This window comes from Microbulbifer maximicatervae (SeqCode) (genome assembly GCF_052467325.1).
Genome location: NZ_CP174310.1, coordinates 183,414 through 196,377 on the forward strand (window position 1 = coordinate 183,414; position 12,964 = coordinate 196,377).

Here is a 12,964-nt window from a genome sequence, read left to right on the forward strand (position 1 = left end):
AAGGTAGCGCTCTTTTAGCGCGGCGGCTTTTGGTTCGTCGATAGTATTGGAGGCTTACTGAACATGCGAATTATTCTCTTGGGCGCGCCGGGAGCCGGCAAGGGCACTCAGGCTCAATTCATAACAGAGAAGTTCGGCATTCCGCAGATCTCCACCGGCGATATGCTTCGCGCTGCGGTGAAGGCGGGTACCCCTCTTGGCCTACAGGCCAAGGATGTTATGGACGCGGGAAAATTGGTTTCTGACGACCTGATCATTGCGTTAGTTAAAGAGCGCATTGCCCAGGAAGACTGCGCTAAAGGGTTCCTGTTCGATGGTTTCCCTCGCACCATTCCCCAGGCTGAAGCCCTTCTGGAAGCCGATGTACATATCGATCATGTTCTGGAGATCGCTGTTGACGATGAAGAAATCGTAAAGCGTCTCTCGGGCCGCCGGGTTCATGAAAACTCTGGTCGCGTCTATCATATCGTATACAACCCGCCCAAGGCTGAGGGTGTCGATGATGTGACTGGCGAGGCACTGATCCAGCGTACAGATGATACTGAAGAAACTGTTCGCAACCGTTTGGCGGTTTATCACGAGCAGACAGCACCGCTGGTAGGCTTCTATCGCGAGCTGGAAGCACGCTCTCCTGAAGCGGCTCCCAAGTACAGCAAGGTAATGGGTGTTGGCGGTATGGATGAGATTCGCGAGAAAGTGTTGGAAGCGCTCAGCTGAGATCGTCACTAACATTTTTTAAAAGCCCCCACTTGGGGGCTTTTTTGTATCTCCAGAAGTGATATTGAGCGAGTTGATCACGGCGGTATTGGCCTGGCAGTATGCGCTCTTCCCTGCCTGATAACTGGCAGGATTTCTTGAAAGGATAAGATTTCTAACGGGGTGGTTTATGTCTACGGCAATAATTTTGATGAATTTGGGTACTCCAGCTGAGCCTACACCTACAGCAGTAAGAAGTTTTTTGCGGGAATTCCTTTCAGATCCGAGGGTTGTCGAGATACCGCGGCCAATCTGGCTGACCATATTGAACTGCTTGGTACTGCCTTTTCGTCCACAACGTATTGCCCCTGCCTATGCGGAAATATGGAATAGCAGTGCAGATGAAACAAAAGTGGAAGGATCGCCGCTTCTCTACTATACGCAGAAGCAAGCAGAGCTGTTGCAGCAGCGTTTAAAAGCAAAAGGTTGCGATGTCGCTGTTGAATATGCCATGACTTATGGTGAGCCCCGCCTCGACAACACCATAGAAACTCTGCGCGAGAAAGGTTTCGAGTCTTTTATAGTGCTTCCCCTATATCCCCAATATTCGGCTACCACAACTGCAGCAATTTATGATCAGGTGGCGCAAATTTTTCGCAATAGTCGCGATATTCCGGATATTTCTCTGATTCGAGATTATTACCAAAATCCGCTCTACATAAAATCCCTGGCCAATTCAGTAAAAGAACACTGGGAAAAAGCAGGGCCAGCGGAAAAATTGTTACTTTCATTTCACGGTATCCCAAAAGCCAATGTGGATAAGGGGGACCCCTATTATCGCCATTGCATGGAAACCGCACGGTTATTAGCGGATGAACTAGAAATCAGTGAGGATAAGTGGCAAGTCACATTTCAATCGCGCTTTGGTAAGGCAGAGTGGCTACAGCCATACACCGATAAGACCCTTATTGAATGGGGTAAAACAGGAGTTAGTAGTGTCGATGTAATTTGCCCGGCTTTTTCTGCGGATTGCCTGGAAACATTGGAAGAAATTTCGGTAGAGAATCGCGCTAATTTTATTGATGCTGGGGGCAGTGACTACCGATATATTCCCGCATTAAATTTGCGTGAGGATCATATAGAGGCGCTTGCGGGAATTGTGCAAACTAAGCTCAATGGGACAAAATAATTTCTACCAAAGTGCTAAAACGGGACCCAAAAGTGAAAATTGATAAGAAAAATATACTTTTTTTATAAAAAGTTTCTCATTTTTCGCTTTTTTACTTGCAATGCCGGGTATTTTTATTAACTTTGATAAAGTTGTATCGAAATAGGCGGTGCGGCGCTCTGCATAAGTAATAAAAACGGCCGATTCCAGTTTTTATTCGATAGCTAAAAGGCAATGCTGCCGGCACACTTTTGGATGTACTTCTTCTTTCAGTGAGGAGACAAGGGATGGCAAGAGTAGTAAAAAAAGGTACACGCGCGAAACGAGCAACTAGTGCGACCGCAGCGTCGCCAGCGGTCGTGAAAGCGCAGAAGGCGGTAGATTCAGCGACGAAATCGCTGGATGCGCAAATGGACCGTGTTGCTAAGGCTAAGGCTCGAGCGCAGAAAAGTAATGCGGCAACAGCGAAAACTTCGCTGGCCAGTGCCAATAGTAAGGCAAAGGATTTGCGCGCCAAGTTGGCAGCGGCAAAGATGGATCTTGCCAAAGCTAAGGCTATGGATGCCGTACATATGGCTGAAGCTGCTGCAAAAGAAAAGGTGGAAAGTCTCTCTAAGAGCCTCTCCAGCAAAGCAGATAAAGAGTTAGCTGCCGCACTCAAGGCATTTGAAACACGCTGGGTAAAAACCAAAGAAAAGGCTCATGCCAAGAAATTGAAGGCTGCTGAGAAGAAGGCTGAAGCTAAGGTTAAAGCAGCTGCAAAGAAAGCTGCCGCTAAAGTTAAAGAGTTAGAGAAGAAGGCTAAAGCCAAATTAAAAGCCGAAACTCAAAAGGCCAAGAAGAAACCTGCAGCCAAGGCCACAGCAGCGAAAAAGCCTGGACGCCCCAAGAAGGCCGCTACAGCGACGGCGAAAAAAGCCGGCCGTCCAAAGAAGGCAGCTTCAGCAGCTAAGCCAGCAAAAAGAGTCGGACGACCCAAGAAAGCGACTGCGACAGCAGCTGCTAAGAAGGCTCCAGCCCGTCGCGGCCGTCCACCGAAGGCTGGCGCTGCCCGTCGAGGCCGGCCACCGAAAAAGGCCGCCTAGGGTCATATATATGGGCTCAACGATGTGAACTTTGGCAGGCTCCTCATAAACCCCGGTTAGTCCGGGGTTTTTTAGTTGCGGGTTGCGATATTGGGCATGACTCCCCTCCGCTCCCGTGCCACAATTCCCTCCCTTTTTTATGACCAGGATTAAGAACGCTGTGAAAATACTTGCCCTGGATACAACGTCGGGCGCCTGTTCTGTTGCTCTCATATCTGATGGCCAGCTGATTGAGCGTTTTGTACAGGCAGAGCGCGATCACACCCGTCGCCTTTTGCCAATGGTGGATGACGTTCTCGCAGAAGCCGGCATAAAGCTGGCAGACCTGGATGCTCTTGCTGTCAGCCGCGGGCCGGGGTCATTTACTGGTCTCCGTATAGCAATTAGTAGTGTGCAGGGGTTGGCTTATGCTGCAGATCTACCGGTGGTTCCGGTTTCCAGCCTCGCAGCCCTAGCACTTGGAGCTCGGCGATCGCACCCGGAATGGGGACAGTCACCCGTCGTGGCAATGCTGGATGCTCGTATGCAACAAGTATATTGGGGGGTTTACTCCAGTGACTCTCCCTGCGATAGCTTGATCCCGGAGGCGGTACAGAACCCGGAGGAGGTTCTGCTGTCTTTAGAGAAATCGGAGATTTGTACTCCGATCTATGGGGCGGGCCCGGGATTACATTATGAGGCTTTTGAAGGGGCGTCATTGGCTGCCGTTGATCAAGCCAGCCTCATTCACGCTCGGGATATAGCGCAGCTGGCAGTACCACTATGGGAGCAGGGTCATACAGTGACCGCTGAAGAGCTTGAGCCTGTTTATTTGCGCAATGAAGTAACTTGGAAGAAAAGACAAAAAATCCGATCTTAATAACACATGGAAACATTTCAGATTGTAATTTTGGCCCTGATACAGGGGCTGACAGAGTTTCTGCCCATCTCCAGTTCCGCGCACTTGATCTTACCTTCTGAGGTATTGGGTTGGCAGGACCAGGGGCTGGCCTTCGATGTTGCTGTTCATTTTGGCTCTTTACTGGCAGTAGTTTCCTATTTCCGCAAAGATATTTGGGTGCTGATTAGGGATGGTCTAGGAGGATTTACGGATAAACAATTTACCGATGAGGGGCGGCTGGCCTGGTTAATTGTTCTCGCTACTATACCTGTGGGGCTGATAGGCCTGGTATTCAAAGGGTTCATAGAAACTCACCTGCGCTCAGCCGGTGTTATCGCTGCTACGACTATTGGCTTTGGTATTTTACTGTGGTGGGCTGATGCAAAGGGGCGCAGGGTCGAATCTCTAGCCCAGTTAAATTGGAAAAAAGCACTTCTGATTGGCTTATCACAGGTGTTGGCCCTGATCCCTGGCACCTCCCGCTCTGGTATCACAATGACTGCTGGTTTGATGCTTGGCATGAAGAGAGAGGCTGCAGCGCGCTTTTCGTTCCTGATGTCTATTCCTGTTATTGCCCTCAGCGCTATTTTGTTAACGATTGAATTACTTGCGCTGGAAAGTGTTCCATGGAATGACTTGCTGCTTGGTACCGTTTTATCTTGTATTAGTGCTTATTTGTGTATTCATTTTTTCCTTCAATTTATTAGCCGTATTGGGATGGCTCCATTCGCGATTTATCGCTTGGTTCTCGGTGTAATACTTATTTGGATGGTATGGGGGTAGAGGAAATGGCAACAGTTGCATTTATTGGCTTGGGGGTGATGGGATATCCCATGGCGGGGCATCTTTCTAATGCTGGCCACATGGTGCGAATTTACAATCGCACTGTTAGCCGTGCAGATCAATGGCTACAAGAATATGATGGAGAGAGCTTTGCAACGCCCGCTGAAGCCGCAAAGGGCGCGGAGGTTGTTTTTGCCTGTGTAGGCAATGACAACGATCTCCGCCAGGTGGTGACAGGAGAGCAGGGGGCATTCACGAGTATGAATGACGGGGCTTTGTTTGTAGATCATACAACAGCCTCTGCCGATGTTGCTCGGGAATTGGCAGTTGCAGCTGGCGAAAAGGGAATCGGTTTTCTGGATGCCCCTGTCTCTGGAGGCCAGGCCGGCGCTGAGAATGGTGCTTTAACGGTTATGTTTGGGGGAGATAAGGCAGACTTTGATAAAGTGCAACCTCTTATCGACTGTTATGCGCGGGCGAGCAACCTGATGGGGCCAGTAGGTAGCGGCCAGCTGTGTAAAATGGTCAATCAAATTTGTATCGCGGGTGTCGTTCAGGGGCTTGCTGAAGGTTTACATTTTGCCAAGGCAGCTGGCCTCGATGGAGAGCAGGTTGTCAATGTGATATCCAAGGGGGCGGCACAGAGCTGGCAAATGGAAAACCGCTCAAAAACTATGTTAGCTGGGGAGTATGATCATGGTTTTGCTGTGGATTGGATGCGTAAGGATTTGGCTATAGTCCTTCAAGAGGCACAACATAACGGAGCTTTACTGCCCGTAACTGCCCTGGTAGACCAGTTTTATAGTGAGGTACAAGCTATTGGTGGTGCTCGTTGGGATACTTCCAGCTTGTTTGCACGATTAATGAATGTGCGCTCTTTCGATTAATCCCTCCATTCAATAGCTACCGGGGTTAAGTTTGATCCCGGTGCCGCTTCTTCTTGTTACTATTTAATGAAAGTTTTATTACTCTCCGCTTATGATGCGGACAGTCACAAGCGTTGGCGTAAAGGGCTGGCAGCGGCATTTTCTGATTGGCAATGGACCGTACTAACCTTACCACCGCGATACTTTAGCTGGCGAATCCGTGGTAATAGCCTTTCCTGGGGCCGAGGGGAAACTGCGCAAATATTGAAGCAGCGTTGGGACCTTATTGTTACAACCTCAATGACCGATCTAAGTGCCTTGCGCGGTTTAGTTCCTGAAATCGTTAGGGTGCCTACAGTTGTATATTTTCATGAGAATCAATTTGCTTACCCAGTGAGCTCTGATGCGTTTCGATCGGTAGAACCCCAGTTGTTGAATATTTACACGGCCTTGTCCGGTGATCTGGTCTTGTTTAACTCTGAATACAACCGCAGTACCTTGTTAGGAGGAGTAAAGAAATTACTCAAGCGCTTTCCTGATTGTGTTCCTCCCGGAATTTGTGAGGAGATTGAGGAAAAGTCGCGAGTTCTTCCTGTGCCAATAGAAGACATCGTTTTTGATAGTGCGAAAACTGAAGAGGCCTTTTCCTGGGACTCCTGCGCAGAGAGCATTTATGGGGGCGAGATAGGTCAAGATACTTTGATTATCAGTTGGGCGGCCCGTTGGGAATATGACAAGGGCGCGGACCGATTGCTGGATATCCTTCGGGGCTTGAAAGCCAGAAATGTTAAGTTTCTTGTTAATCTAATGGGGCAGTCATTTCGTAATAGCCCTGCTGAGTTTGCTCAAATACAAGAAGAGTTTGCCGACCATTTATTGGTACTCGGGTATCTCGAAAGCGCTAAAGACTATCGTCAAGTACTGCGACATAGCCATATATTCCTTTCTACGGCTTACCATGAATTCCAAGGGTTGGCGGTGATGGAAGCAGCTATTCTCGGTGCGACTCCACTGGTGCCAGATGAACAGTGCTACCCAGAGTTCTATTCCGAAAACTTCTGTTATTCAGACTGTAATGATGCAGTAAAAAAGCTGGAATCAATGTTTTTGTCAATTCTATCGGGTTCAAAATTAAAAAAAGTTGATTTAAGTAATTTCTCAGGGAAAGTGATTTGGGCAGAATATAGGAAGCAGTTCTTAAATCTGGTTCAGAGTTAGGCCGGCTTCTATAGAAGTCGGGTTTATAAAGGCGCCCAAAGTTATTGGTGAGTAAAAGCAGCGCCCTGAAAATTTCTAATCAGGGCCTGTTAAGCGAAATCCTAGCTAATTGGATACATGATCTATTGCTTTCAATAGCCCTTTATCTGGGATGTTACTGGGAAGAATACAAGAAGGAATATCTGAATGGCCAAGATTTTTACCATAAAGTAAGTTGCAAGCCATAATCTTGTGGCCCTCAGTTGTAGGGTGTACCGGGTCTCCAGTTGGGATAATATTTCCTTGGTCTGCTAAGAAAATATTTTTGGTATTGGAGGCCTCTGATAATGACTTCCTGATTTTTTGATTATAAAAGTCCGTACAGTAATTTTTCGGATCTTGTCCGTCTAAATCACTTCGACGAGGGATAGTTGAAATTACGAATGCAATTTTCTCAGTTGGAATATCTATGCTCTCAAAGTAATTTTGTATTCTATCTGTTATTGATATGCCTTGAATATTATTGGGTGATGATATTATCTTACTAACGACCATATTTAGCTTCTGGGCGGATTCACTATTTTCTTCTATAGGAAGGCTACAATCAATCGCGTTATTCATGCTAAGGAAGGTGATGTCGTTAGTCCCGAGCTGTATAGGTATGACAACGCTATCTTCAGAGGTTATATCCCGCGTTAAATTGCAGGCTTGATTAGTGAGCCAGCCAGCACTAGTTTCGCCCTCCCTGCACATTTCGCTGAGAAATTGATTGAAGTTCTTGATGGAATTGAGGCAGTTGGTGAAATTGTAGCCAGGGGTGATTTGATGGCCTATCGGATCAAGATAGCAAAGTAAATCGCTGGTTGTAGCTCCAGGTATCCCAGAGTGCCAGTAATTCTTGGTCTGTTGAGACATATTGTCAGGGCCTGATGGTCCAGTGATAGTGCCAATCGTTTCTAGTTGTTTTCCATTGTATTTTAGAATTAGCTGCTCACTGGTAGATTCTTGATCTATAGGAAAGATTGAGTTGCCATCGGCTGCTTTGGCAAGATAGTTCCAGATCTGGCTACGAAATCCGTTTGAATTATAAGGGAGTGTTGTCATACCGTAAGTAATCGAATCACCAATAAACCATAGCTTAATACTGCTACTATCTGAATGTTCATTGGGCTGATTGGGGGGCTGACTAGGTTGTGAAGGTTCTGTTGTGAGTGTACCCGTGCAGTTGCCAATTATAATTGGTGGGGTGTTTTCTCCAGAGTAATTTGCATTAAACCCAAAAGCTCGGGCCTCTCCTGCCGGAATAGATGATTCACTAGTAATAGTTATAGTCCCGTTACTTTCTGCGACTTGTGCATTCCAGAAGTGTGTGATTGATTGGTTACCTTGCCAGTTCCACTGTAGCTGCCATTTATCGAGAGAAGTCTTTCCTTTATTATAAATAACCACATTTGCCATAAAGCCACTCCCCCAATCGTTTTGCACTGCATATTCCACATTACACTGGCCTGAAGGTTCACTGGGTTCTTCCGGTATAGTAGGGGGAGTGTCAGGTTTGGGCTGTTGTGGTGGGATTTTCGATGATTCAAACCATTTTAAGGCATAGGTTCGAAATTCACTTTCTGACGGAAGGGAGGAGTTTTCCATATAATAGTTATCTAAGAATGCCCTCGCGTCCTTATAGTACTCTTGGTGAGTCTTATAAATCTCCTTTTTATTACCATCCTTGTCAATCAGCCAGTAGCCAGCGAATTCATTGATCCAGCTATCATACTCATTGTCATACATTTGCCAGTACAAAATAAATGGAGCACCCCATTGGAGTGCCGTTTTTATTACATTGCGTGATAGCAAATCCTGGGCTTCGCCAGAGCGGGCTCCCCAATCCTTAAACCAGGACTCTCCGTAACCATATTCGCCAATGAAAACCCGCTTTTCAAATGGCAGCCCAGATTTTTTGGGAAGATTTGAGTTGATAAATTCCAGAGCTGAAGTCAACTCACTATGTAGAGTGGCAAAATCTGAATGCTTTTCTTTGGTAGTGAGATCGTAAGCTGAATAAGACACCAAATCTACATTAGTATGGGGAAGTACGGCATTGGTTATTCGTTCTTTGCCCTGCATTGCAGATTCAACCCTATTGACCTCAATATAGTGATATAAGTTAACGTCAGAGTGGGTGATATTTGCTTTGGCATCGTCAATGGCTTTTTGTCTAATATTGATCCAGTCAATTAGACCCTGTAAACGCTTAGGAGGGATAGTTTCCTGACCGTCATCTCTAGTACCATCAGTTTTTTGAACCAGGTTCCAATCGCCTTCCCAATGCCCGATCATGAATGTCTTACCGGAGCCGCTATATTCAGTTAGTAAATATTCAGCCAATGAATAAATTTTGTCATATTGCCACTTTAGCTCTTCTTCACTCATTCCTTTGTTATCCATCCAGGAACCGGAGTCCTCGACCCAAAACATGTAGATGGAGAAATCCATTTCCAAGACTTGCTGAAATTCTGGTATTTCTTCCAGCATTCGCTTGAATTGATAGTCGAGTCCAGAGTTACTTAGCTCGCTATATAGGCTCGGAGAAAGGGCAATCTTGAGTAAGTTAGAGCCCATTGAGTAAATGGCTTCAGCACTTTCAACAAGTGATCCCTTATCTGTAAATGTATACCTGGGGTTTATCGTTTGAGTGCCTAAAATAAAATTGTATTTTGAAAGGGGGTCTAACAGGTCTCGTGAAGGTGGGGGCGGATCTGGTTCATTGATGGTGTTGTTGCAGCTAGCGTTAATATGAGCAGGCTTCTGCTCACCACCCGAGTAGCGAATATTAAAACCAAAAGATTGGGCTTGGCCAACGGGTACTCTTACGTAGCCTTGTTTTCCAACTACAGAGATCAGGTTTTCATCCTGGGCTGAAGTAGCATTCCATATATGTGTGACTTCTTGGTCTGAGGGCCATTGCCATGAAAGTTCCCAATCACTTATTGGCTCGGTACCTGTATTACGTACAACCACTGAAGCCATATATCCGTCTTCCCATTCACTCTGTATCGTCATTTGTACATCGCACTTTTGACCGGCCAGGGATGGTAGGGATAAGAAGGTCAATATGGAAAAAACTGAGAGGGGGAGAAGTTTAGCGTGCATTATATATGTATCTATATGGATTACTGCAGAGTAGTCAGATATTGATAGCTACATAAAGTTCACATATTTATAGTCAGGGGCGTCAAATGCTAAAAGGACCGATTATTAATGTTATTCAACTTCCACCTTATTTTCTATCAAGACAATTTTGAATGTTAAGTACAGATGTTTGCCTAATTAATTATTTTTGTGAACAATTAGTCAACCTATGGAATATAATTGGAAACTGATTGAGTGCTAATTTTGAATGGCGAAAGTTTTTTACATTTCCTCTCTAAACGTAATTAAATTCCCCTAATCTATCCTTTCTTTACACTCATTTTTAGATTGTACTTGCTTGAATTGTAAATATTTAGATTTGCCGTAGTTCAGAAAATCTTCGCATATTTAAAATTATTTAACTTTCGACTCTAAATTAACGGATTTATGGCGGGCAATTACTCTGCGGGTGCTACCAAATACAGCCAGTTAGGGTATTCTGAACATGCGTACTAGAGCTGTACTCTCAGTTTTAGTGTGCTGACAGCAGGGAGGTTATGGCTACTATGTGTATTTTAAAAATAATAAGGCCGCTTTTCAGGATGAGATAATAAAAGCCAAGATTACATTGGCTAACTATCTAGAGAGCCGCGTCCGAGTCGATCGGAAGTGGCTTATTCAGGTATCAATTTTCAACGAAAAGGATACGCCTTCACTTCTGTGAACTGGCGAATGTACTCCTGCGTGTATAGATTCTGGAGAAAAAATGAAAAAAATAATTAATGGTTACGTCATTGCTTTAATGGTATTTATTGGAGCTTCTTCCACTGTTAAAGCATCTGACTGGCGTGTTGGTGTTGGTAAGTATGATATAACTGGCCCGGCAGCAGATGTTGGAATGGTAGGATATGGAGAAACGGGGCAGACAACCAAGGGAATTCATACCCGTTTATGGTCCCGCGCATTCATAATTTCTGATAGCTCTGAAAATGAACGTTTGGTATTCGTATCAGCAGATTTGCAAGGTATTCCGCAGGGCGTGAAGCAGGGTGTCGTAGATAAATTAAAAAATCTCTATGGTAATAGTAAGTACACCGAAAAGAATGTAATGCTGACTGCTACACATACCCATGTAGGTCCTGGGGGGTATGATCATTATGTTATGTTGAATATGAGCGCTCTCGGGTATGCGGAAGATAACTATGACGCTATTGTTGATGGTATTTTTCAGTCAATCGTTGAAGCGGACAGTGGACTAACCGCAGGTGATATCTTTATTGATCAGGGGATCTTGCTCGATACCAGTATCAATCGAAACCCAGACCCTTATTCAGAAAATACTGATGCAAGCGACTATCAATACGATACCAATAAAACCATGACCCAACTCAAGTTGGTCGATACAAACAACAAAGCACTGGGAGTTATTAATTGGTTTGCAGTACACAATGTCTCTTTAGGGACAGAGCAGCGCCAACTTAGCGGGGATAATAAGGGGGCGGCGAGTCAGTTACTCGAGTCTTGGGCTACCGAGAAGGGTGCTGCAAGTCAATTTACTGCGGCATTTGCCAATAGCAATTTAGGTGATGCGTCTCCGAATATTTGTGGCCCCAGGGATGGATGCGGAAATTCTGAGTATGAAAGTTTACTTTTAGCAGCTGAAAAGCAAGTTGCAAAAGCCCAGTCGCTTTTCCAGTCAGCTAATGTAAAACTTGAAGGTGGGTTAGATTATCGACATCAACATATCTATTTCCCTGGCTATACCGTAGCAGGTGAATTTACCGGTGAGGGGCAAATGGATATTTGTGAAGGTGCTGTCGGCTGGTCATTTACTGCAGGATCAAGTTGGGACGGTCCCAGCAATATTGATGGTATTTTTGAGGGAATGTCTGTTGAAAATGAGGGGGTGGATTGGGATAGAGATGTGGGACTATTCGAATCGGCGATTAATGGTTACCCCCTTTTTGGCCTGATGAGTGCATTCTCTGCAGCCGCTGTATATGAGGATACTCAGGATGACCCCTGCCAGTACCCCAAACCTACATTTGTAGAGCGTGAGGTAATAGGTCAAGCACTTTATACCCCTTACCTACCTTTCCAAATATTTCGCATAGGCTCACTTGCTTTGGTCGCCGCGCCGGGTGAAATGACGACTATGGCAGGTCGACGTCTTGAAGCAGAAGTCTTGTCAGCTTTTGAAGGAAGCGGTGTAAACACTGTGGTGATTGCTGGTTTGGCAAATGCCTATTCCGGTTACATAACTACCCCTGAAGAGTTTGATAGGCAGCACTATGAGGGAGCACATACCATATACGGTCCCAATACCCTTGCTGCCTATAGACAGATTTATACCGAAATGACATATGCTATGGTCAATGGCGTAGATATTACCGCAGGGCCCACTCCGGAAGATCTGTCTGATGACCAAATCATTAATGTAATTGGGGTTGTTTATGATGATAAACGTCTGTGGGAGTCTTTTGGTCAAGTCTGGGATGATGTAGGTACCAGCTACAGTGCTGGCGATACTGTATCTGTCACTTTCCGTTCTGGTCATCCCCGTAATGACCTGAAGACTGAGAGTACATTTATTGAGGTACAGCGTAAAGTTAATGGTAGTTGGGAAACTTATCTTACCGATGACGATTTAGATACTCGTTTTATCTGGACTCGAGATACTGCCATCGACTGCATGGCTTGTTCCTTTGCTGAAGGACAGTGGACTATTGGAGAAGATACTCCATCTGGTACCTACCGAATAAAGCACTATGGAAATTGGAAGAGTGGTTGGAGCGGAAATATTTCCAGCTACTCAGGTAAGTCGAGCAATTTTATCGTCAATAATTAACATTCTCAAATAGCTGATTGGGGTACCCGGTCGGCTATATGCAGCGAACAGGATTTATAAGCTTATTTATATTGGATTGAATAAAAGGTTGATGTTTGCGTGTATAAGACTATAAGCTAATTAAATTTATAGAAAAAGCCAAGTATCCAGCTTGTTATTTCTAAATCAATATATGGTAATTTAGCATTGCTTCTGTGAATTTTAAAATTATTAGTAACAAAGAGTCTCATTTGGGAGGGTAAATGAGGCTCTTTTGTCAGGATTTGCTTCTTTGTAAACTAATTAATATTGACATTTCCCTCGAAATTTTAT

General features: G+C 45.1%; 9 protein-coding genes. 8 read left to right on the forward strand and 1 reads right to left on the reverse strand.

Annotated elements, in window-relative coordinates; genetic code table 11:
• Nucleotides 1–63: 63 nt before the first annotated feature.
• From adk to ACJJIE_RS01130, 7 genes are all read left to right on the forward strand, one after another.
• Nucleotides 64–717 carry an adenylate kinase gene (gene adk / locus ACJJIE_RS01100; protein ID WP_282931972.1) on the forward strand — a complete coding sequence of 218 codons (654 nt, stop codon included), beginning with the start codon at nt 64–66 and terminating at the stop codon, nt 715–717.
• 169 nt (nt 718–886) lie between these two features.
• Nucleotides 887–1,885, forward strand: a complete 999-nt coding sequence (gene hemH, locus ACJJIE_RS01105) for a ferrochelatase (RefSeq protein ID WP_444893239.1) — start codon at nt 887–889, stop codon at nt 1,883–1,885.
• Nucleotides 1,886–2,151: 266 nt separating this feature from the next.
• A complete protein-coding gene (locus ACJJIE_RS01110; RefSeq protein WP_444893240.1) occupies nt 2,152–2,949 on the forward strand; it encodes a hypothetical protein in 798 nt (265 codons plus the stop codon).
• 160 nt (nt 2,950–3,109) lie between these two features.
• A complete protein-coding gene (gene tsaB, locus ACJJIE_RS01115) occupies nt 3,110–3,808 on the forward strand; it encodes a tRNA (adenosine(37)-N6)-threonylcarbamoyltransferase complex dimerization subunit type 1 TsaB (RefSeq protein ID WP_444893241.1) in 699 nt (232 codons plus the stop codon).
• A gap of 6 nt (nt 3,809–3,814) precedes the next feature.
• The gene (locus ACJJIE_RS01120; RefSeq protein WP_444893242.1) at nt 3,815–4,612 is read left to right on the forward strand and encodes an undecaprenyl-diphosphate phosphatase; all 798 of its coding nucleotides are present in this window, start codon (nt 3,815–3,817) and stop codon (nt 4,610–4,612) included.
• Between the two features lie 5 nt (nt 4,613–4,617).
• Nucleotides 4,618–5,499: an NAD(P)-dependent oxidoreductase gene (locus ACJJIE_RS01125; protein WP_444893243.1), complete on the forward strand. Its 882-nt coding sequence runs from the start codon at nt 4,618–4,620 to the stop codon at nt 5,497–5,499.
• Nucleotides 5,500–5,565: 66 nt separating this feature from the next.
• Nucleotides 5,566–6,696: a tRNA-queuosine alpha-mannosyltransferase domain-containing protein gene (locus ACJJIE_RS01130; protein ID WP_282931978.1), complete on the forward strand. Its 1,131-nt coding sequence runs from the start codon at nt 5,566–5,568 to the stop codon at nt 6,694–6,696.
• Nucleotides 6,697–6,801: 105 nt separating this feature from the next.
• Here ACJJIE_RS01130 and ACJJIE_RS01135 read toward each other — a convergent pair whose 3' ends face one another.
• Nucleotides 6,802–9,825, reverse strand: coding sequence for a cellulose binding domain-containing protein (locus tag ACJJIE_RS01135; protein ID WP_444893244.1), 3,024 nt, complete (start codon nt 9,823–9,825; stop codon nt 6,802–6,804).
• A gap of 745 nt (nt 9,826–10,570) precedes the next feature.
• On the opposite strand from ACJJIE_RS01135, the gene ACJJIE_RS01140 reads away from it, so the two are divergent.
• Nucleotides 10,571–12,652, forward strand: coding sequence for a neutral/alkaline ceramidase (locus ACJJIE_RS01140; RefSeq protein WP_444893245.1), 2,082 nt, complete (start codon nt 10,571–10,573; stop codon nt 12,650–12,652).
• The last annotated feature ends 312 nt before the right edge of the window (nt 12,653–12,964 follow it).